Below are 20,712 nucleotides of genomic sequence, written 5' to 3'. Positions count from 1 at the left end.
ATGAGCAGTGAAGTCCCACCGCCCAGCGACGGCCCAGCGCCCCCGAAGAGGCCTCCCTACCAGTGCCAAACGATCAGGTAGGGGGCCTTTCACGGACGAACCACTGGCAGTTCCCCGGGCACAGGCAGGTCCTTCCAGTGCCGCAGACGTACGACGAAGGGCCCGCCGCCCTGTGGACAACGGACCCCTCACGCACATCTACGCAGGTCAGGCCTCGTATCAGCCGAGCCCCACGAACGCCACGAGCAGCAACCACACCACCGGTGCGGTCGGCAGCAGGGAGTCCAGGCGGTCCATGATGCCGCCGTGGCCCGGCAGCAGCGTACCCATGTCCTTGATGCCGAGGTCCCGCTTGATCATCGATTCGCCGAGGTCGCCGAGCGTCGCGCTCGCCGCGACGGCGAAGCCGATCACCAGGCCCTGCCACCACACACCGTCGTCGATGAGGAAGTGCAGGCACAGCGCGCCCGCGGCCATCGCGAAGGTGACCGCGCCGACCAGGCCCTCCCGGGTCTTGCCGGGGCTGATGCGCGGCGCCAGCTTGTGCTTGCCGAAGCGCCAGCCGATCGCGTACGCCCCCGTGTCACTGACCACGGTCAGGAGCAGGAACGTCAGGACCCGCTGCGGACCGTCGTCCGCGGTGAGCATCAGCGCCACGAAGGTCGCGAGGAACGGGACGTAGAAGGCCGCGAAGACCCCCGCCGTGACGTCCTTCAGATAGCCCTCGGGCGGCTCCGTCATGCGCCAGACGAGGACGGCGAGTGCGGTGAGCGCCATCGCGACCCACGCGCCCTCGGTCCCGCGCACGTACCCGGCGACGACCATCGCCGCGCCGCCCACCGCGAGCGGCACGAGGGGCGCCTTGATGCCCTTGCGCTCCTCCAGGCGGGAGGTGAGCTCCCAGAGGCCGACGACGACGGCGACCGCTATGACGCCGATGAAGACGGCCTTCACGATGAACAGCGACGCGATGATCACCGCGCCGAGTCCCACACCGACTCCTATGGCTGCCCCGAGATCGCGGCCCGCGCTCTTCTTCTGCGGTGCGGCCGGGGCGGGCTGCGGCTGTGGTGCGCTGGGCATGGGCTCCTGCGGAGGCTCGTCACGGAACAGGGGGCCGCCCATCCGAGTGGCCCCCCGGTCGTCGTCCTGGTCTCCGCCGGTCACGGGTACGTCGGGCACGATGGGCATGGGCTGCGTCTCGGACGGAAACAGCGCGTCCTGCGCATCGTACGCGGGACCCGGCGGGGTCGCCCCCTGGCCGGGGCCCTGGTCGGACGGCCCCCAATACCCGGCTCTGGGCGGCGCCCCCCAGGAAGAGTCGTTCACGGATCGATTTCCTGATTCCTCGGACTCGAGCCTCGGCTCAGACTTCGAGCAGCTCGGCTTCCTTGTGCTTGAGCAGCTCGTCCACCTGGGCGACGTACTTCGCGGTGGTGTCGTCGAGCTCCTTCTCGGCGCGGCGCCCCTCGTCCTCGCCGACGTCGCCGTCCTTGACCGCCTTGTCGAAGGCCTCCTTGGCCTTGCGGCGGATCGACCGGATCGAGATCTTGGAGTCCTCGGCCTTGGTCTTGGCGACCTTGATGAACTCCTTGCGGCGGTCCTGGGTGAGCTCGGGGAAGGTCACCCGGATGATGTTGCCGTCGTTGCTCGGGTTGACGCCGAGGTCGGAGTCCCGGATGGCCTGCTCGATGTTGCGCAGCGCGCTCTTGTCGAACGGGGTCACCACGGCCATCCGCGGCTCGGGCACCGAGAACGAGGCCAGCTGGTTGATCGGCGTCAGCGCGCCGTAGTAGTCAGCCACGATCTTGTTGAACATCGCCGGGTGCGCACGGCCGGTGCGGATCGCGGCGAAGTCCTCCTTGGCGACCACGACGGCCTTCTCCATCTTCTCCTCGGCCTCGAGGAGGGTCTCTTCGATCACCACTTGCTCCTGCGTGTCTTGAGTGGCCCGGCTAGCACGGGGCGGCCGGCTGCGTCGCGTCTCTTTCCTGCACGGTGTCCGACCGGCAGGGCTTTGTCCATCCCCTCAAGGCCCGTCCACAGGACGTTCCTTGAGGCTGGCCCAGGTCTCTCGGGGTCAGGCCCGGCTTCCCTGGTCGCCCACGAGTGTGCCGATCTTCTCACCCTTGACGGCCCGTGCGATATTGCCCTCGGAGAGCAGCTCGAAGACCAGGATGGGCAGCTTGTTGTCCCGGCACAGCGTGATCGCGGTCATGTCGGCGACCTTGAGGTCGCGGGTGATGACCTCGCCGTAGCCGAGGGAGTCGAACTTCACCGCGTCGGGGTTGGTCTTCGGGTCGGAGTCGTAGACCCCGTCCACGCCGTTCTTGCCCATGAGCAGCGCCTCGGCGTCGATCTCGAGGGCGCGCTGCGCGGCGGTGGTGTCAGTGGAGAAGTACGGCATGCCCATGCCGGCACCGAAGATGACCACACGGCCCTTCTCCAGGTGGCGCACGGCGCGCAGCGGGATGTACGGCTCCGCGACCTGCCCCATCGTGATGGCGGTCTGGACGCGGCAGTCGATGCCTTCCTTCTCCAGGAAGTCCTGCAGCGCGAGGCAGTTCATGACGGTGCCGAGCATGCCCATGTAGTCGGAGCGGGCCCGGTCCATGCCGCGCTGCTGGAGCTCGGCGCCGCGGAAGAAGTTGCCTCCGCCGATGACGACGGCGATCTGGGCGCCGTCACGGACGACGGCGGCGATCTCCCGGGCGATGGCGTGCACCACGTCGGGGTCGACCCCGAGGCCGCCCCCACCGGCGAACGCTTCGCCGGAGAGCTTCAGCAGGAAGCGTCCGGCTACTTTGCCGTCATCACTCTTCGAGTCGGCCTGGGTGGTCATGTGCTTCTCGCTTCTCTTACTCGGCACAACATACGAAGAAGGCCACTGCCGGTGGGGTGTCGTTCGCAACCCATGCTCGGCAGTGGCCTCCTCGTCAGATCCTGCGGTCGTACGTCGCGTACGAGGACCGTACGCGGGCGACCGCTGTCGACCCTATACGGGTCTACCGTCGATCGCGGTACGGACTCAGATGCCGACCTTGATGCGCGAGAAGCGCTTCAGGGTGACACCGGCCTCGGCGAGAACCTTCTCGACCGACTTCTTGTTGTCCAGCGCGTAGGGCTGGCCGAGGAGGGTGGCCTCCTTGAAGAAGCCGTTGACGCGACCCTCGACGATCTTCGGGAGGGCGGCCTCGGGCTTGCCCTCGGCGCGGGTGGTCTCCTCGGCGACGCGACGCTCGGTCTCGACGACCTCGGCCGGGACGTCCTCACGGGAGAGGTACTTCGGCGCGAAGGCGGCAATGTGCTGGGCGATGCCCTTGGCGACGTCGGCGTCGGCCTTGTCCAGCTCGACGAGGACACCGATCTGCGGGGGCAGGTCGGGCATCGTGCGGTGCATGTACGCGGAGACGTAGGCGCCGGAGAACTGCGCGAAGCGGTCCAGGACGATCTTCTCGCCGAGGTTGGCGTTGGCCTCGTCGACGTACGCCTGGACGGTCTTGCCGGCCTCGATCTCGGACGCGAGCAGCGCCTCGATGTCGGCCGGGGAGGTCTTGGCGATGTGGGCGGCGAGGTTGTTCGCCACGGCCTGGAACTTGTCACCCTTGGCGACGAAGTCCGTCTCGCACTTCAGCTCGACGATGACACCGGAGGTGTTGTCGTCGGCGATGAGGGAGACCACGGCGCCGTTCTCGGCGGAGCGGCCCTCGCGCTTGGCGACGCCCTTCTGGCCCTTGATGCGGAGCGCCTCGACGGCCTTGTCGACGTCGCCCTCGGCCTCGTCGAGCGCCTTCTTGCAGTCCATCATGCCGGCGCCCGTGAGCTCACGGAGCTTCTTGACGTCAGCGGCGGTGTAGTTCGCCATGATCGAAAATTCTCTCTCGAAGTCTGAAAGATCTACGGAGGTCTACGGGTGAACGGCGGGGGCCGATCGGGCCCCCGCCGTCAACAACCGAACCTGTGAGGTCAGGCCTGCTCGGCGTCCGCGGCCGCGGCGGGGGCGTCGGCCTGCTCGGCGTCGGCAGCCTTCTCCGTCTCGGCGGACTTCTGAACCTCGGCCTCGGCCTCGGCGGCCTTCGGCTCGTCGGCCTTCTTCTCGCCCTCGAGCAGGTCGCGCTCCCACTCGGCGAGGGGCTCGCCCTGGGCCTTCTCGCCCGGCTTCGAGTCACCGGCGGCAACGCCGGAGCGGGCGATGAGGCCCTCGGCGACGGCGTCGGCGATCACGCGGGTGAGCAGCGTGACGGAGCGGATCGCGTCGTCGTTGCCCGGGATCTTGTAGTCGACCTCGTCGGGGTCGCAGTTGGTGTCGAGGATGGCGACGACCGGGATGTTGAGCTTCCGGGCCTCGCCGACCGCGATGTGCTCCTTCTTGGTGTCCACGATCCAGACGGCGCTGGGCACCTTCTGCATCTCGCGGATACCACCGAGGGTCTTCTCCAGCTTGGCCTTCTCGCGCGAGAGCACGAGAAGCTCCTTCTTGGTGAGACCGGAGGCGGCGACGTCCTCGAAGTCGATCTGCTCGAGCTCCTTGAGGCGCTGCAGACGCTTGTAGACGGTCGAGAAGTTGGTGAGCATGCCGCCCAGCCAGCGCTGGTTGACGTAGGGCATGCCGACGCGGGTGGCCTGCTCCGCGATGGCCTCCTGCGCCTGCTTCTTCGTGCCGACGAACATGACCGTGCCGCCGTGGGCGACGGTCTCCTTGACGAACTCGTAGGCGCGGTCGATGTACGACAGCGACTGGAGCAGGTCGATGATGTAGATGCCGTTGCGCTCCGTGAAGATGAAGCGCTTCATCTTCGGGTTCCAACGACGGGTCTGGTGACCGAAGTGGACGCCGCTCTCCAGCAGCTCCCGCATCGTGACGACGGCCATGGCCGTTCTCCTTGAGATTCTCGGTTGTGCCGCGTGTGCCGGACGGCACTCGCGCCTGACGCCCGCTGTGCGCCTTGCCACTGGTTGCCACCAGGGACCGAGGGGCGCTGACACCGGCTGTTCATGGCCTGGTGTCGGGGCGTGCGAAGTCGACCCGGTGACCCGGATCGCCAAAAGAAGTGTACGGGACCCGCGGGGTGGCAGGTGACGCCGCTTCCCTTGACCGGGTGGCGGCACTTTCCCCCGTCCGGGCGCGGCGCTGTCCCCCGTCCGGGCGCGGTGCTGTCCCCGCCCAGGCGCAGCGCTCTCCCCCGCCCGGTCTGCGGCGCCTCACCTGCGCGGGTGACGGGGTTGTCCACAGCCCGGCAGTCGTCCACAGAAACGGTCCATGATCCCCGCGGGCGGGCCCGGCGCGGGACGGTTCTCACATGCACCCGGAACTGTTGCTGCCCACGCTGGCGGCCCTGCTCGTGACCTTTCTGGCCCCGGCCCCGCCCACGGCTTCGACGTGGCCGGTGGGCGCCCGGCCGCCGGTCGTACGCGGCTGGAGCCCGCCGGCGACCGCGTACGGAGCGGGTCACCGGGGCGTGGACCTGGCCGCCGCGCCGGGCTCCGCGGTGCGCGCCGTGGCTCCGGGGCGCGTCTCGTTCGCGGGCCGGGTCGCGGGCCGGGGCGTGGTCGCGGTGGAGCTGGACGGCACGGGGGATCCACCGCTGCGCACGACGTACGAACCGGTGCGGGCGACGGTGAAGAAGGGCGACACGGTTGAGGCAGGGGCACCGGTCGGCTTCCTGGAGCGCCCGACGGGCCACTGCCCGACGAGCTGTCTCCACTGGGGCCTGCTCAGAGCGCGGACCTACCTGAACCCGCTGACCCTCCTGCCACCGTGGCTCCTGGGCCACGGCCCGTCCCGCCTGCTGCCGACCCAGGACCCCTTGAGGCCGCCTTCGTACGCCTACACGCGGGAAGGGCCTCCCTACGGGCGAGGGGCGTACGTCCACGGGCGGGAAGGGCCGTCCTACGGGCGAGGGCCGTACGCCTACGGGCGAGGTCCGTACACCTATGCGCGGGGGCTCAGCCCTGGACTCCCCGCAGCGCCATGGCCACGGCTGCCTCCGTGATGGCCTCGGGCTGCTCCGCCACGCCGAGCTCGATGCGCCGCACCGCGGCGTCCACGATGCCCTGGAGGAGCATCGCCGCCATGCGGGGCTGCTCGTGCCCCAGCTCTTCGAGCGCCTCGACGATCATCGCGATGAGGCCACCGTGCGCGGCGCGGATCTTCTCCCGCGCCCCGGCGTCCAGCTCGCTCGCGGAGATGGCGACCACGGCGCGGTGCCGCCGATCCCCGACCAGCGCCAGCTGCCGTCGTACGTACGCCTCGACCTTGCCCTCGGCCGACTCCTCGCACTCCATCGCCGCCGAGACCTCCGCCGCCCAGACGGGGAAGTCGACCTCGCACAGCTCTTCGACCACGGCGGCCCGCGACCGGAAGTACTCGTACACGGACGACCGGGCGAGCCCGGTGCGCTCGGCGAGTGCGGGGAAGGTCAACGCCTCCGTACCGCCTTCGGACAGCAGGGAACGCGCGGCGTCCAGCAGGGCGCCGCGCTGCATCGACCGGTGCTCGGCCACGGAGGCCGCTCGAATCCTTGGCACGGCTCCACTTTACGGATGGGACGCCGCACACGGGAGCCGCTCCCTCGCGCGCGCCCTCGGGCAGGGACGATTCAGCGACACTCAGCGCCCAAAACTCGCCAGCTTCGCACGCAGCTGCAGCACGGATTTGGTGTGGATCTGACTCACCCGGCTCTCGGTCACCCCGAGGACGTTGCCGATCTCGGCGAGCGTCAGCCCTTCGTAGTAGTAGAGCGTGACGACGGTCTTCTCACGCTCCGGCAGCGTGTTGATGGCCCGCGCGAGCAGCCTGCGCAGCTCACGGTCCTCAGCGACCTCCACGGGGTTGTCGGCCGCGTGGTCCTCGAGCGTGTCCATCAGGCTGAGCCGGTCGCCGCCGTCGGCTCCCGCGTGGAGCAGCTCTTCGAGGGCCACGACGTTGGCCAGCGACAACTGGCTGAAAACCGCGTGCAGTTCCTCCAGCGCGATCCCCATCTCGGCGGCGACCTCGCCCTCCGACGGAGTGCGCCTCAACTGCGCCTCGAGTGTGGCGTACGCCCGCTCGACGTTGCGCGCCTTCTGCCGCACCGAACGCGGGATCCAGTCGAGCGCGCGCAGTTCGTCGATCATGGCCCCGCGGATGCGGGTGATCGCGTACGTCTCGAACTTGATGGACCGCTCGATGTCGAACTTCTCGATCGCGTCGATGAGCCCGAACACGCCTGACGACACGAAGTCGGCCTGCTCGACGTTGGGCGGCAGCCCCACGCTGACCCGCCCCGCGACGTACTTCACCAGCGGCGAGTAGTGCAGGATCAGCTGCTCCCGCAGCCTCCCGTCCCCCGTCTCTTTGTACGAGCGCCACAGCTCGTCCAGCGACGAGGGCGCGGGGGGCCGCTCCTGCTCGCCGCTACGGGCGGCGGGGGGAGCCGCTGCCCGATCGGACCCTGAGGTGTGCTGGGGCATTCGTCGCCTTGAGCCGTTCTGCCGTGAACCTGGGAGGTCGGTGAGGTCGCCTGAAGTGGGGAGATCGCGTGGGTCGGTGTGGTCGCGCGAGTCGGTGGGGGCACCGGTGTCGCTCGCGCCGGAGCGGTGGAGAGCGTGCGTGGAGTGAATGAGGTCGTCCGTCTGTTGCCTGTCCGCGTCGGAATCTGTGTGAGCGTAGCGTGACTGAAGTGTCGCAGTGAGCGAAGAGTATGGGATCGCGCGTGCGCAGATACGTTCCGCTTGCCCCCTTCAGGAGTCGGCGCCGTCGCTCTGCGTGATGACTCCGGCGCGCCAACTGCGCGATTTCCCATGGTCGTCGGGGGTCATCCGTCCGGCGGAACACGCTCGGTCACGATTCCTTTCCCTCGGCGCAGACGGACAGAATCGCCTGGCGTGTCAACTGCCAGCCGTCGCCGTGTCGTTCGACGAACCCCAACGACTGAAGTTCGTACAGCCGCCCGACCGCGTCGTCCTCGGTCGTCCCCGCGCCGATCGCGATGTCCCGCACCGCCGCGAGCCCCCGTGCGGGCAGGGCCGCGAGGACGCGCCGCACTCCGGAAGCGAGCAGGTCTCGTGGCACGACGGGCCCCCGCCGGACCGGAGCGAGCTCCCCCATGTCACCGACCAGCTCGACGACTTCGGAGGCGTCCGTGACGAGGACTCCGTCGCCCCGCAGCAGTTCGTGCACGCCGGCCGACAGGCCGCTGGTCGCGGGCCCCGGCACACCCATCACGAAGCGCCCCAATTCCTGGGCACTGCGCGCCGTGGCGAGGGCCCCGCTGCGGTATGCGGCCTCGATCACCACCGTCCCCCTGGTCAGTGCCGCGATCACCCTGTTCCGCAGAATGAACCGGCTCGGCGTCGGATGGTCCCCCGGCGGCAACTCACCCACCACGAGGCCCTGTTCCGCGATGCGTCCGATGAGCCCGGCGTGTCCGCGCGGGTAGGGCCGGTCGACCCCGCAGGCGAGGACGGCCACGGTTGCACCGCCGGCGCCGAGCGCCCCTCGGTGTGCGGCACCGTCCACGCCGTACGCCCCTCCTGAGATCACGACCCAGCCGCGCTCCGCGAGCCCCGCGGCGAGCTCGGCCGCCATGTGCGCGCCGTATTCCGAACAGGCCCGCGAGCCGACGACGGCCACCGACCGCAGCCCCCATATCCGCAGGGAGGGCCGCCCCCGCACCCACAGCCCGACCGGACGCGCGTCCCCCAGGTCGTCCAGGGTCACCGGCCACTCCGCGTCCCCCGGACACACGAACCTCCCCCCGACGTCCCGCGCCGCCGCCAGGTCCTGCTCCGGGCGCGCCGCGGCGGCCCGTGCCCGCAGACCCTCCCACCGCCGCGCCGTCACCCCCGGCAGCCGCGCCTCTTCCTCCGTTCCGGTGAGGCGCCGCAGCACTTCGCGCGGCCCGACCTCGCGCAGCCACCGCCCACCGGCGGCGTCACCCGGTTCGAGGACCCGCGTCAATGTGACGCGCGCCAACCGCTCCCCGTCGGACAGCGGGACCGACGGCGCGTCGGCGCTCACGAGGACGCCCCGATGACCATCGGCACGCCTCGCGCGATCCCCGTACGCAGTTGCAGCGCGAGGGCGACGTCCTGCGCCAGGGGCCGGTCGTGCCCCGCGAGGTCGGCGACGGTCCAGGCGACCCGCAGCACGCGGTCCAGTCCCCTGGCTGTCAGGAAACCCCGCTCCAGGTCCAGTTCGGCCGCCTCCAGCGCACCGGGAGCCGCGGGCCAGCGCGTGCGCAGGGCGTGTCCCGCGACCTCACTGTTGGTCCGCCAGCCGGTGCCGGCCAGGCGGGCTGCCGCCCGTTCGCGCGCGGCACGCACCCGGTCGGCGACGGTCCGGGTGGACTCCCCCGGCGTGCCGTACCCGGCCAGCTCGGAGCGGGTGACGGCCTCCACCTCCACCTTCAGGTCGACCCGGTCGAGCAGCGGCCCCGAGAGGCGGGCCTGATAGCGGCGGATGACGGACGCGGGGCATTCGCAGCCGTCGCCCAACAAGGTGTACCGCCCGCACGGGCAGGGGTTGGCCGCGAGCACCATCAGAAACTTGGCGGGCAGCCGCACCACGCCCGCGCTGCGCGCGATGACCACGTGCCCCGACTCCAGGGGCTGCCGCAAGGAGTCCAGGGTCTGACTGCTGAACTCGGGCGCCTCATCCAAAAAGAGCACCCCTCTATGAGCGAGCGAGACCGCGCCCGGCCGTGCGATTCCCTTGCCGCCGCCCACCAGTGACTGCATGGTCGCGGAATGGTGGGGGGCGCAGTACGGCGCGATGTCCACCAGCGGTCGGCCCGGGGGCAGCATGCCCGCCACCGAGTGGACCGCCGTCACTTCCAGGGACTCCTCCCGTGTCAGCCGCGGCAGGACCGCCGGGAGCCGCTCCGCGAGCATGGTCTTGCCCGCGCCCGGTGGTCCTTGCAGGAAGAGATGGTGCGCGCCGGCCGCGGCCACTTCGACGGCCGTCCTCGCCGCCACCTGCCCGACGACATCGGCCAGGTCGAGCGCGTGGGCGTCGTCCGGGGCGCCGCTGAGCCCCGTGCCGACCCCGGTGCCCGGCACGCACAGCCCGGCGAGCAGCGGGTCGGGCCGTCCGGGCTCGTCCGGCTCCTCCTCCGGCACCGGCTCGTCGGTGAGCACGGCGATGAGCTGGCGCAGACTGCGCACCCCGAGGACCGAGATGCCCGGCACCAGGGACGCTTCGGCGGCGGTGCACTCGGGGACGACCACCTGTTCGTACCCCGCGTCGGCCGCCGCGAGGACCGCGGGCAGCACCCCGAGGACCGGGCGCACCCGGCCGTCGAGCCCGAGCTCCCCGATCATCACGATGTCGGCGAGGACACGGGGATCGATCCGCTCGGCCGCTCCGAGGACCGCGCAGGCGACGGCCAGATCGAAACCGCTGCCGCCCTTCGGCACCGACGCCGGGCTCAGCCCGACCGTGAGCTTCTTCTGCGGCCACTCACCGCCCGAGTTGACCACAGCGGCCCTGACCCGGTCGCGGCTCTCGGTGAGGCTCTTGTCCGGCAGCCCCACCAGCGTGAACGCCGCGACTCCGGGCTCCAGGTCGGCCTGCACCTCGACGACCACGCCCTCGACGCCGACCAGCGCCACCGAACACGTACGCGCGAATCCCATCAGGCCACCCCCCGCGCATGCTCGACCACGGGAACACCGCGTCGCGGGATCAGGACTCCGACCAGGTCGATGCGGACGCCGCCCGGGGGTGGGCCGCCGCGTTCCTCGATCCAGCGTTCGGCGAGCCTTCGCAGCCGTTCCGCCTTGGTCCGGTCGACGCCTGCCATCGGGTGTTCGAAGGGTGGGGAGCCGGCCGGGCCCCCTCTGCGCGTCTTGACCTCGCAGACGACGAGTGCCTCGCCGTCCATGGCCACGATGTCGATCTCACCGGTCCTGCCCGCGCGCCAGTTGCGCTCCAGGACCGTCATCCCCGCGTCGATCAGCCGTCGTGCGGCCAGATCCTCGCCGTACCTGCCGAGTGCTCCCCGTGCGTTCATGTCGGCACCACCTCCGACACCCACGGTCACGGTTCAGCCCGCACCTGTTGGATCTTGGTGCACTACTCACCGGTTGTGGAAAACGCCCTCACCCCGCCGAGTGAATCAGCCGCACGCGGCGGGCGAGTACGGCTGCGTTCAGCTGCCCGGCAGCTCCAGATCGCTCTTGTTGAGCTCCTCGATGTTCACGTCCTTGAACGTGAGCACCCGCACCTGCTTGACGAACCGGGCGGGCCTGTACATGTCCCACACCCAGGCATCCGCCATCGAGACCTCGAAGAACACCTCGCCCTGAACCGAGTGCACCTGCATCTCGTAGTCATTGGTGAGATAGAAACGGCGTTCGGTCTCGATCACGTATTTGAACAGCCCGACGACATCGCGGTACTCCCGGTAGAGCTTCAGCTCCATCTCGGTCTCGTACTTCTCGAGGTCCTCGGCGCTCATGGCATGTTCCCCTTCAGCCGTGCGTCCCCCTATTGTGCGTCAGCCCCGCGAACCCCTACACGATTTCCGTGTCGAGGATCTCGGGCCTGTCCGGGGGCCCCTCGTCGAGCAGTCTGCGAAGCAGCTCGGCGAGCCTGGTCGGGTACACCGTCTCATGAGCCTCGGTCAGTTCTCGGCACGTCCACCAACGTGCTCCGTCGACACTGCGTCTTTCCAGCTCGGTCAGACCCTGCGCGGCGATCGCGGTCTGCGACGTACGCGCCAGGTAGTACCACTCGTCCTGGTCCCAGCGCCGCCCCGCGAAGGGGAACGAACACACGCGCCGCCACAGGACCGGACCGAGCTCGACCTCCGTGATGCCGGTCTCTTCCCGCAACTCGCGCAGGGCCGCCTGCTCCCGCGTCTCGTCGCCCTCCACCCCGCCGCCCGGGGTGAACCACCAGTCGTCCGACGCGTTCCCCGGCTCGAAGCCGTGCATGAGCAGGATGCGGTCGCTCGGGTCGAGCAGGATCACCCGGGCGACCCTGCGCAGCTCAGCCGACACCGGCGGTCTCCTGAGCACCGCTGTCGGCGCGGCGCCGACCCGCGCGCCTGGCCACAGGACCGTAGGCCGCGCCGCCCAGGACGAGGACCATGCCCGCGACGACGGCAATCACCATCAGGCGCAGCGGGCCCGGCTCGGAGGTGCCGCCCGGCAGGGCAGCGAAGCCGTCGGGCCGCTCGATCATGCCGAACCGGTCCATCGGCCAGGCCACCGCGTCGACCCGCGCCTTCACGGCCTTCCGCGACACCGTGCCGTTCTCCCCGTCGGTCAGGTGCGCGGTGGAGTCCAGCGACCCGCTGCGCTCGTCGCCGAGCAGGAACAAGCGCCCCTTGGGCACCGTCGTGGCGGGGATGCGGGTGGCCACGGCGGCCTCGCCCTGATCAAGGAGATACGGTTCTGCGACGTCCTCGCCGTTGACGGTGAGCTTGCCGTTCTCACAGCAGGCAATCCTGTCGCCGCCTATGCCGACGACGCGCTTCACCATGGGCAGGTCGCCCCACGTGGACTGCTCGAAGACGACGACGTCGCCGCGGCGCACCTCGTCGCCGTCGATCCGCTGCGCGAGCACACGGTCGCCCGAGCCGATCGTCGGGGCCATCGATCCGGTCGGGACGGTGTACGGCTGGTACAGGATCGCGCCCCAGACGAACCCGCCGAGGAAGAGCACACAGCCGAGGGCCACGGCGATGCCCGACAGCACGCTGCCGAGCCGTCCGCGGCCCTCGTTCGTACGTTGTGTCCTGCTCATCCCGGTGCTCCCCCATCTCGGAGACGACCTCGCCGCCCGTGCGTACGGGCGGCGGAAGATCGGCGATCTGGGACGGCACCCTACCCGGCGGTACTGCCGCCAGAAACCCTCGCGGCGCGCGCGGCGGTCACCGTGAGACGGCGCCTGCGCCACAGTACGAGCGGCACGGCACCCGCGAGTCCGAGGACGCCCGGAGCCGCGCCGGAGAGCGCGTTGATGCCCGGCTGGTCGAAGGTGTCCGGCTTGGGCAGCGTCGCCCAGCGGGTGGGCGGCCAGGCGATCACGATGGCGCGGCCCACGACGTTGTCCACCGGGACGGCGCCGCCGCCCGGCTGCTTCTGGTGGTACCGGGAGTCCAGCGAGTTCTGCCGGTGGTCACCCATGACCCAGATTTTGCCCTTGGGAACCTTGATCTTGAACTGGCCGCCCTGGTCGTCGACGCTGCACGGGGTGTTGCCCGCGAAGACGTACGGCTCGTTCAGCGCCTTGCCGTTGACCTTCACCGGACCCGTGCCCTTGCACTCCACCGTGTCGCCCTCGACGCCGATGACGCGCTTGATGAGGTCCTTCTCGTCGGCGGACGGCATCAGACCGACCCAGCCGAGGACCCGCTGGATCGCGTTCGGATCGGGCGTGGGCTCGCCGTCCAGCCAGTGGCCGGGGTCCCTGAAGACGACGACTTCGCCGCGCTCGGGCTCGGAGCCGAACCATGGCGTCAGCTTGTCGACGAGGACGCGGTCGCCCTGCTGCAGCGTGTTCTGCATCGAGTCCGACGGAATCGAGAACGCCTGGACCAGGAACGTCTTGATGAGCAGCGCCAAGACCAGGGCGATACCGATGAGGAGCGGCAGCTCCTTCCAGAAGGAGCGGGGCTTCTTCTTGGGCTGCTCGGGATCCTGCTCGCGCGTCGCGCCACCGTCGCCGTCGTCGCCCACGGCGTCATTCCCGGGGGTCGTACCGTCCGCGACGGGGTCGACGCCCGGCTCGTCGGATCGTACCGGCCGATCTTCGGGCCCCTCGTGTCCGGATCGTGCGCCGACCGCCAAATCCCCCACATCCACTCCTCAGTCCGTGCCGCCGCCTGCCCCATATGCGATGCAGGCCCACCACTCCCATAACGAGCGGGAGTTCCGCAGGGGTCGGGAGCCGGATCAATCCGTATCGATCGTCAGGGGTCAGCCTATGCGACGCTCCTGTGGCGATGTCCGATCCCGCACGCGCGTCGGGAACTGACGCATAGGTGTCCGGTGCCTCGAGCTTGCGCCAGTGTCCGAAGGGCCACGCGATGACCATGGCGCGTCCGACGACCTGGTCCTCGGCGATCGTGCCGCTGAACTTCTCGGTGCGGTGGAAGCGGGAGTCGGCCGAGTCGCTCCTGTGGTCGCCCATCATGAAGAGGCGGCCTTCGGGGACCTTCACCTCGAACTCGAAGGCGGAGGGCTTGTCACCGGGGTTGATGTAGGGCTCGTCCAAGGGCACGCCGTTGACGGTGACCTTGTCGTTCTTGTCGCAGCACTTCACGGTGTCGCCGCCGACGCCGATGACCCGCTTGATGAGGTCGCGTTCGCTGTCGGACGGCAGCAGGCCGATCTGGGTCAGCCCTTCCTTGACCTGCTTGACGACCACGGGGTCGTCCTTCTTCTTGCCCTGTTCCTCTTCGAGCCAGCTGCCGGGGTCCTTGAAGACGACGACGTCGCCGCGCTCCGGCTTCGATCCGAACCAGGGGGTGAGTTTGTCGACGAGGACGCGGTCGCCGATCCGGATCGTCTGCTCCATGGAGCCCGACGGAATCACGAAGGCCTGCACCAGGAAGGTCTTCAGGACGAGGGCTATGAGCAGCGCCACCCCTATGAGAAGGGGTATCTCCTTGATCGCCGAACGTCGCCTGCGTCGCTTGACCTTCTTCGCGAGCTTGCGCCGCTCTGCACGGCCGGGCAGGGCGGGGCCGTCGGTCGGCCGGGATCCCGTGGGCAGCCGGGTGTCGACGGCGTGGCCGGCGCGGGCGCGTCCGCGGCTACCCATGGGCGCCTCCGGGTGCGGGCACGCGCGCGTAGCTGTCGGGGCGCTCCAGGGACGTCCAGCGGCCGACGGGCCAGGCGATCCAGTCGGCCCTGCCGATGACCGCGTCGACGGGGATCATGCCGCCGCCGGGCTCTCCGAGGTGGTCGCGGGAGTCACGGGAGTCACTGCGGTGATCGCCGAGGAGGAAGAGGCTGCCCTCGGGTACGACGACGTCGAAGGGCACCTTGGAGGCGGTGTCGCCGGGGTACAGGTACGGCTCGTCGACCGGCTCGCCGTTCACCTGGACCCTCCCCCGTTTGTCGCAGCAGACCACCCGGTCTCCCCCGGTGCCCACGACGCGCTTGATGTAGTCGGCTTCTCCGAAGTAGCCGCTTCCGTCGAAGACCACCGCGTCACCCCGCTGTGGCCCGGAACCGAAACGGTACGCCAACTTGTTGACGAGTACCCGGTCCCCGGAGCGGAACGCGGGCTCCATGGAGCCGCTCGGGATCTGGAAGGGCTGCACCACGAAGGCGCTGAGCAGGAGCAGGGCACCCACGCACAGCAGGAACGACAGCGTGAGCCCGCCGCCGGGCACGCGGTCGACGAGGGACGCAAAAACGGAGCGCGACCGTTCCTCCGTCTCCTCGGATGCTTCGGCGACGTCCGTGACGTCTCCGGGCTCGGAGGGTGGGGAGGAGCGGTCGCGCTCCGTGTGCTGTGCTTCGGTGTCCATCGGGGCCAGATGCTATCCGGCCCCGCTGTGGACCCGCGCGGGAGCTCAGCTCTCGCGCTTCTCCTTGATCTTCGCGGCCTTGCCGCGCAGGTCACGGAGGTAGTACAGCTTCGCGCGACGCACGTCACCGCGGGTGATGAGCTCGATCTTCTCGACGATCGGGGTGTGCACCGGGAAGGTGCGCTCGACGCCGACGGAGAAGGAGACCTTGCGGACCGTGAAGGTCTCGCGCACGCCGGCACCCTGGCGGCGGATGACTACGCCCTTGAACTGCTGCACACGGGAGCGGTTGCCCTCGATGACGCGGACGTGGACGTTGACGGTGTCACCCGGGCGGAAGGCCGGGATGTCGCTGCGCAGCGACGCGCTGTCGACGGAGTCGAGCAGGTTAGCCATGATCGTCTGCTTTCTTCACTGATGCCACAGGTCATCAGCGGAACGTGGTGATGAGGTTTCGGTAGCTGATCGCGTCGGGCGGGCGTCGTTCCCCCTGTGGCAGGGGCGCACGCTGGACGTACAGCAGCGTTCTATTCTTCCACGGCCTCGGGGTTACGCCCAAATCGGCCGTCAGGCCCCGGCCGCCACCCCAGGATCGAGAGCATCTCGCGGTCCTTCTTGTCGAAGGCCCCGGGGTCGCAACGCTCGATGAGATCGGGCCTGTTGCGGGTCGTGCGCCGGAGCGCCTCGTCCCGCCGCCAGCGGGCGATCTTGCCGTGGTGTCCGCTGAGGAGGACGTCGGGGATGCCGTGGCCGCGCCACTGGGGAGGCTTGGTGTACACCGGGCCCTCCAGGAGGTTGGCCATGGCTCCGGGGGCGAAGGAGTCGTCCTGGTGGGATTCGGCATTGCCGAGGACGCCGGGCAGGAGCCGGGCCACGGCCTCGGTGATGACCAGGACGGCGGCTTCCCCGCCCGCGAGGACGTAGTCGCCGATGGAGACCTCGTAGACGGGCATGCGGGTCGCGTACTCGTCCGTGACGCGGCGGTCGATGCCTTCGTAGCGTGCGGGCGTGAAGACCAGCCAGGGGCGCTCGGAGAGCTCGACGGCGAGTTCCTGGGTGAAGGGGCGGCCGCTGGGCGTGGGGACGACCAGGACGGGCCCGTGGGCCCCGTTCTCGTACCCGTCGGCGAGCACGTCGTCGAGGGCCGCGCCCCAGGGGTCGGTCTTCATGACCATGCCGGGGCCGCCGCCGTAGGGGGTGTCGTCGACCGTGTTGTGCCGGTCGTACGTCCACTCCCTGAGGTCGTGCACCTGGACGTCGAGCTGCCCACGCGCGCGTGCCTTGCCCACGAGGGAGACGTTCAGGGGGTCCAGGTACTCGGGGAAGATCGTGACGACGTCGAGCCGCATTACGCCTCGTCCCGGGTGGAGGCGATCTCCGCGCGGTCGTCGATCAGGCCGGGCGGCGGGGCGATGACGGCCTTCTGCTCCTCCAGGTCGATCTCGACGACGATCTCCTGGACGAAGGGGATCATGACCTCGCTGCCGTCGGGCCGCTCCACGATGAAGAGGTCCTGCGAGGGCAGGTGCGAGATCTCGGTGATCCGGCCGACCTCCTCGCCGTCCTCGGTGACGACGTCGAGGTCCATGAGCTGGTGGTCGTAGAACTCGCCCTCTTCCTCGGGGAGCTCTTCGGGGTCCACCTCGGCGATGAGGAGGGTGTTGCGCAGCGCCTCGGCGCCCGTGCGGTCGCGCACGCCCTCGAAGCGCAGGATCAGTCGGCCACTGTGCACCCGGCCGGACTCGATGGTCAGCGGCCCCGTGGCGGCGGGGTCGGTGGCGAGCACGGCGCCGGGGCCGAGCCGCAGCTCCGGCTCGTCGGTGCGGACCTCGACGGTGACCTCACCCTTGATGCCGTGGGCACGGCCGATACGGGCGACTACCAACTGCACTAGCGTTTCTCCTCATCCAACGACTACGGGCCGGGGATGGCCCTGGAGCCCTCCCCGGCCCGAGCCGGTGCTGCTGTGGTTCTACGAACCCATCGGTCCTGGGAACCCGGTTCAGCGAACCTGGTCCACGTCGACGAGGTCGACGCGGACACCACGGCCGCCGATCGCGCCCACGACGGTGCGCAGAGCGCGCGCGGTGCGGCCGTTGCGGCCGATCACCTTGCCGAGGTCGTCGGGGTGAACCCTGACCTCGAGGACGCGCCCGCGGCGCAGGTTGCGCGAGGCGACCTGCACGTCGTCGGGGTTGTCGACGATGCCCTTCACGAGGTGCTCGAGAGCCTCCTCGAGCATGCTCAGGCCTCGGTGGACTCGGTGGACGCGGCGTCAGCCTCGTCCGCCTTCTTGTCCGACTTCTTGGCCTTCTGCGTGATGGCCTCGCCCTTGGCGTCGTCGCCCTCGAGACCCTTGGTGAAGGCCTCGAACGCGGCGCGCTTGTCCTTGGGCTCGGCGACCTTCAGCGGCGCCGGGGCCGGCAGGCCCTTGTGCTTCTGCCAGTCACCGGTGAGCTTCAGGATGGCCATGACCGGCTCGGTCGGCTGGGCGCCGACGGACAGCCAGTACTGGGCACGCTCCGAGTTGACCTCGATGCGCGACGGGTTCTGCACCGGGTGGTACAGACCGATCTCCTCGATGGCCCGGCCGTCACGGCGGGTACGGGAGTCGGCGACGACGATGCGGTAGTGAGGCGAACGGATCTTGCCCAGACGCTTCAGCTTGATCTTGACTGCCACGGGAGTGGTGTCTCCTGGTCTTGACGTGGGTGGGCACAACGTGGATGCCGCGTGGGGTTGCGGTACTCGAGTGCCCGATGGACGCGTCAGCCGGAGGAGAGAGGGGTCCTGTGCGACTGTCGAGTACAGCTAGCCATTGTGCCATACGTCGGCGGGGCGCCCGCACCCGGACCGGGCGCCCCGGTCCAGCTCAGCCCACACCCACCGCGACCCCTTCCGGGATCCGGAACGGCTTGCCGCAGCCGCCGCACATGATCGGCGCCTGGGCGAGCACGGAGGGCACGACGCGGACGTTGCGCCCGCAGTCGCAGACGGCCTTGACGCGCACGCCTCCGCCGGAGGAGCCGTGCCGTGCGGCCGGCCCCCGGAAGCTGCGCGCGGTGTCCGCCGTCGTCGCCGCGGTGTGCGCCTTCAGGGCTCGCTGGAGCCGCTCGATCGTCGGGCGATAGCGCTTCTTCGCCTCCGGGTTGAGCGTGACCAGTGAGAAGCCGCTGCTGGGATGTGGCTCCTCCGGGTGGTCCAGACCCAGCTCCTCGGCGATCGCGAGGAATCTGCGGTTGTGATATCGGCCGGCACGTGAGGTGTCGCGTACACCGCGCGAGGCGGCGATGCCATGGACTGCCTCGTGAAGCAGTCGCTCGAAAGAGAGCTCGGCGCCACAGGCGGACGACGACTCTCCGATCAGGGATTCGGGCGCGGCAAGGTCGGGCAGCTCGGGGTGGTGCCGCTGAATGTCGGCCCACGCCTGTGCCAGCTCTGCGGCGAGAACAGGTGGTGTCGTGCTCACGTCGTGAACAACGAGCCGGGAGCCCCGGGGGTTCCATTCCGGGGCATCCCAAATAATTTGCACGTACCCGTCAGTTGCCGTTGATGCGTCCGGACGAGGGCGGGTGCGCTGATCTGCGGAGAAGCCTCACAGCTCGCACCAAGCCGGTACGTAGCGGCGCGTACGCCCCGGCGCGTAGATCGAGTCCTCGCGCCGGGGCTCGTGATGCCTGGGCGGGCGTGCGAGCCGAGATCGAGCGCGGGCGTACCGGAGGCGCCCTCCTCAGTAGGAGCGGGCCACGAGAGCGACGTTACCCGGGGTCTCCTCGGCGTGCGGCACCGCCCCGTCCTCCGTGACCAGACACCGTACGGTCACGGAGTGCTCGGCCAGCCTGGCCTCGCCTTCTTCGCCGAGGGCGGCCCACGGGACGCGTGCCCAGCCGCCGGCGGCCGTCGCCTCCACGGCCTCGTCGACCGTGCGGACGTCCGAGGTGCGGGACTCGCGGCGAGCGCGGGCCTGCGTCAGGAGCAGCGCCTGGTCCTCTTCGAGGACCGTGGGCAGCAGGGTGGCGAGGGCGTCGACGGGGACCGGCTCCTTGCCGCCGGGGCTGTGCTTGCCCAGGATGCGGCGGACCAGCATGACGGTGCCGCTCGCCAGGTCCCGCGGGCCGACCTCGACGCGCACGGGGACCCCCTTGAGCTCCCAGTCCACGGCGCGCCTGCCGAAGGGGGTGTCCGTGCGGTCGTCGACCTGAACGCGGATGCCCGCGGCCCGCAGGGCGCCGCCGATCTCGTGGACCTTGGCGAGCACGGCGTCATCACCCTTGATGGCGAGGACGACGACCTGGACGGGGGCGAGCCGGGGCGGTACGCGCAGCCCGTCGTCGTCGCCGTGCATCATCGCCAGCGCGCCGATCATGCGGGTCGTGCTGCCCCAGGAGGTCTGCCAGACGAGCTCCCGCGTGCCGTCCTTGGCGAGGTAGCGGGTGTCGAAGGCCTCGGCGAAGTTCTGGCCGAGCTCGTGGCTGGTGCCGAGCTGGAGGGCTTTGCCGTCGCCCATCATGCCTTCGAGGGTGAGGGTGTTGATGGCCCCGGCGAAGCGCTCCTTGGCGGTCTTGCGGCCCAGGACGAAGTCCATGGCGAGGACGTCGCGCATGAAGTCCCCGTAGACGTGGCGGTGGATGCGGGCGGCGAAGTCGCGGGCTTCCTCGTACGTCGCGTGGGCGGTGTGGCCCTCCTGCCAGAGGAACTCCGACGTCCGCAGGAACAGGCGGGGGCGCATCTCCCAGCGGACCACGTTGGCCCACTGGTTGATCAGCAGGGGCAGGTCGCGGTAGCTCTGCACCCACTTGGAGAAGTACTCGTTGACGATCGTCTCCGACGTGGGGCGGACGACGACCGGCTCCTCCAGTTCCTTGCCGCCGCCGTGCGTGACGACGGCGAGCTCCGGGGCGAAGCCTTCGACGTGCTCGGCCTCCCTGGTGAGATACGACTGCGGGATGAGGAGGGGGAAGTACGCGTTCTGCGCGCCCGTCTCCTTGATGCGGGCGTCCATCTCCCGCTGCATACGTTCCCACAGCCCGTAGCCGTACGGTCGGATCACCATGGTGCCGCGCACCGGGCCGTTGTCGGCCAGTTCGGCCTTGTTGATCAGGTCCTGGTACCAGCGCGGGAAGTCGTCCGCCTGGGGCGTGAGCACGGGTGTCTTGGCCATGGCGCGCATGGTAGGGGCGGGCCTGCGGAGAGTGCGCGTGGTTGTCGCAGGGGGGCGCACAACGGTGGAACGCAAGCATTG

General features: G+C 69.9%; 23 protein-coding genes and 1 pseudogene. 1 reads left to right on the top strand and 23 read right to left on the bottom strand.

All coding sequences use genetic code 11. The features are described from left to right. Nucleotides 1-219: 219 nt before the first annotated feature. From DEJ47_RS27825 to rpsB, 5 genes are all read right to left on the bottom strand, one after another. Entirely contained in the window at nt 220-1,329 is a 1,110-nt protein-coding gene (locus tag DEJ47_RS27825; protein WP_150172741.1) for a phosphatidate cytidylyltransferase, read from the bottom strand. Nucleotides 1,330-1,366: 37 nt separating this feature from the next. Next, nucleotides 1,367-1,924, bottom strand: a complete 558-nt coding sequence (gene frr, locus DEJ47_RS27820) for a ribosome recycling factor (RefSeq protein ID WP_150172739.1) — start codon at nt 1,922-1,924, stop codon at nt 1,367-1,369. Nucleotides 1,925-2,080: 156 nt separating this feature from the next. After that, nucleotides 2,081-2,842 (bottom strand): UMP kinase, encoded by a 762-nt coding sequence (pyrH, locus tag DEJ47_RS27815; protein WP_150172737.1) that lies wholly within the window; start codon nt 2,840-2,842, stop codon nt 2,081-2,083. Nucleotides 2,843-3,028: 186 nt separating this feature from the next. Continuing rightward, the gene (tsf, locus tag DEJ47_RS27810; protein ID WP_150172735.1) at nt 3,029-3,865 is read right to left on the bottom strand and encodes a translation elongation factor Ts; all 837 of its coding nucleotides are present in this window, start codon (nt 3,863-3,865) and stop codon (nt 3,029-3,031) included. Nucleotides 3,866-3,966: 101 nt separating this feature from the next. After that, complete coding sequence (rpsB, locus tag DEJ47_RS27805; protein ID WP_150172733.1) at nt 3,967-4,872, bottom strand: 30S ribosomal protein S2; 906 nt, start codon at nt 4,870-4,872, stop codon at nt 3,967-3,969. A gap of 428 nt (nt 4,873-5,300) precedes the next feature. On the opposite strand from rpsB, the pseudogene DEJ47_RS27800 reads away from it, so the two are divergent. Beyond that, a pseudogene (locus DEJ47_RS27800) lies at nt 5,301-5,795 on the top strand (murein hydrolase activator EnvC family protein); the annotation flags it as partial. Between the two features lie 151 nt (nt 5,796-5,946). On the opposite strand, the gene DEJ47_RS27795 reads toward DEJ47_RS27800, so the two are convergent. From DEJ47_RS27795 to proS, 18 genes are all read right to left on the bottom strand, one after another. Then, nucleotides 5,947-6,504, bottom strand: coding sequence for a TetR/AcrR family transcriptional regulator (locus DEJ47_RS27795; RefSeq protein WP_150175906.1), 558 nt, complete (start codon nt 6,502-6,504; stop codon nt 5,947-5,949). A 105-nt stretch (nt 6,505-6,609) separates the two neighbouring features. Next, a complete protein-coding gene (whiG, locus tag DEJ47_RS27790; protein ID WP_150172729.1) occupies nt 6,610-7,452 on the bottom strand; it encodes an RNA polymerase sigma factor WhiG in 843 nt (280 codons plus the stop codon). A 370-nt stretch (nt 7,453-7,822) separates the two neighbouring features. After that, the gene (gene dprA / locus DEJ47_RS27785; RefSeq protein ID WP_223828529.1) at nt 7,823-9,001 is read right to left on the bottom strand and encodes a DNA-processing protein DprA; all 1,179 of its coding nucleotides are present in this window, start codon (nt 8,999-9,001) and stop codon (nt 7,823-7,825) included. Continuing rightward, nucleotides 8,998-10,617 (bottom strand): YifB family Mg chelatase-like AAA ATPase, encoded by a 1,620-nt coding sequence (locus DEJ47_RS27780; RefSeq protein WP_150172727.1) that lies wholly within the window; start codon nt 10,615-10,617, stop codon nt 8,998-9,000. The genes dprA and DEJ47_RS27780 overlap by 4 nt, the downstream gene beginning before the upstream one ends. Further along, nucleotides 10,617-11,024, bottom strand: coding sequence for a YraN family protein (locus DEJ47_RS27775; RefSeq protein WP_150172725.1), 408 nt, complete (start codon nt 11,022-11,024; stop codon nt 10,617-10,619). Before DEJ47_RS27775 ends, DEJ47_RS27780 begins: the two co-directional genes overlap by 1 nt. Before the next feature lie 108 nt (nt 11,025-11,132). Then, a complete protein-coding gene (locus DEJ47_RS27770) occupies nt 11,133-11,441 on the bottom strand; it encodes a DUF2469 domain-containing protein (protein ID WP_005311352.1) in 309 nt (102 codons plus the stop codon). A gap of 55 nt (nt 11,442-11,496) precedes the next feature. Beyond that, entirely contained in the window at nt 11,497-11,985 is a 489-nt protein-coding gene (locus tag DEJ47_RS27765) for an NUDIX hydrolase (RefSeq protein WP_317850843.1), read from the bottom strand. Next, nucleotides 11,975-12,733, bottom strand: a complete 759-nt coding sequence (lepB, locus tag DEJ47_RS27760; RefSeq protein WP_150172720.1) for a signal peptidase I — start codon at nt 12,731-12,733, stop codon at nt 11,975-11,977. Before lepB (DEJ47_RS27760) ends, DEJ47_RS27765 begins: the two co-directional genes overlap by 11 nt. Nucleotides 12,734-12,813: 80 nt before the next feature. Then, nucleotides 12,814-13,788 carry a signal peptidase I gene (gene lepB / locus DEJ47_RS27755; RefSeq protein ID WP_150172718.1) on the bottom strand — a complete coding sequence of 325 codons (975 nt, stop codon included), beginning with the start codon at nt 13,786-13,788 and terminating at the stop codon, nt 12,814-12,816. Beyond that, nucleotides 13,673-14,755 carry a signal peptidase I gene (gene lepB / locus DEJ47_RS27750; protein WP_150172716.1) on the bottom strand — a complete coding sequence of 361 codons (1,083 nt, stop codon included), beginning with the start codon at nt 14,753-14,755 and terminating at the stop codon, nt 13,673-13,675. The genes lepB (DEJ47_RS27755) and lepB (DEJ47_RS27750) overlap by 116 nt, the downstream gene beginning before the upstream one ends. Next, nucleotides 14,748-15,470 carry a signal peptidase I gene (gene lepB, locus DEJ47_RS27745; RefSeq protein WP_150172714.1) on the bottom strand — a complete coding sequence of 241 codons (723 nt, stop codon included), beginning with the start codon at nt 15,468-15,470 and terminating at the stop codon, nt 14,748-14,750. Before lepB (DEJ47_RS27745) ends, lepB (DEJ47_RS27750) begins: the two co-directional genes overlap by 8 nt. A gap of 45 nt (nt 15,471-15,515) precedes the next feature. After that, entirely contained in the window at nt 15,516-15,866 is a 351-nt protein-coding gene (rplS, locus tag DEJ47_RS27740; protein ID WP_150172712.1) for a 50S ribosomal protein L19, read from the bottom strand. Between the two features lie 131 nt (nt 15,867-15,997). Next, nucleotides 15,998-16,819, bottom strand: coding sequence for a tRNA (guanosine(37)-N1)-methyltransferase TrmD (trmD, locus tag DEJ47_RS27735; RefSeq protein ID WP_150172710.1), 822 nt, complete (start codon nt 16,817-16,819; stop codon nt 15,998-16,000). Further along, nucleotides 16,819-17,361 (bottom strand): ribosome maturation factor RimM, encoded by a 543-nt coding sequence (gene rimM, locus DEJ47_RS27730; protein ID WP_150172708.1) that lies wholly within the window; start codon nt 17,359-17,361, stop codon nt 16,819-16,821. Before rimM ends, trmD begins: the two co-directional genes overlap by 1 nt. Nucleotides 17,362-17,472: 111 nt before the next feature. Next, nucleotides 17,473-17,712 carry an RNA-binding protein gene (locus DEJ47_RS27725; protein WP_014176063.1) on the bottom strand — a complete coding sequence of 80 codons (240 nt, stop codon included), beginning with the start codon at nt 17,710-17,712 and terminating at the stop codon, nt 17,473-17,475. Between the two features lie 2 nt (nt 17,713-17,714). Then, the gene (rpsP, locus tag DEJ47_RS27720) at nt 17,715-18,152 is read right to left on the bottom strand and encodes a 30S ribosomal protein S16 (protein WP_150172706.1); all 438 of its coding nucleotides are present in this window, start codon (nt 18,150-18,152) and stop codon (nt 17,715-17,717) included. Between the two features lie 190 nt (nt 18,153-18,342). Then, on the bottom strand, nt 18,343-18,939 hold the full coding sequence (locus tag DEJ47_RS27715; RefSeq protein WP_150172704.1) for a hypothetical protein: 597 nt from the start codon (nt 18,937-18,939) through the stop codon (nt 18,343-18,345). Nucleotides 18,940-19,200: 261 nt separating this feature from the next. After that, a complete protein-coding gene (proS, locus tag DEJ47_RS27710) occupies nt 19,201-20,631 on the bottom strand; it encodes a proline--tRNA ligase (RefSeq protein WP_150172702.1) in 1,431 nt (476 codons plus the stop codon). Between the last annotated feature and the right edge of the window lie 81 nt (nt 20,632-20,712).

The sequence above is a fragment of the Streptomyces venezuelae genome (assembly GCF_008642355.1).
In the GTDB taxonomy this organism is placed as follows: Bacteria; Actinomycetota; Actinomycetes; order Streptomycetales; family Streptomycetaceae; genus Streptomyces; species Streptomyces venezuelae_B.
Note: the sequence above shows the minus strand (reverse complement) of the source record. Positions and strands in the feature narration are given on the sequence as shown.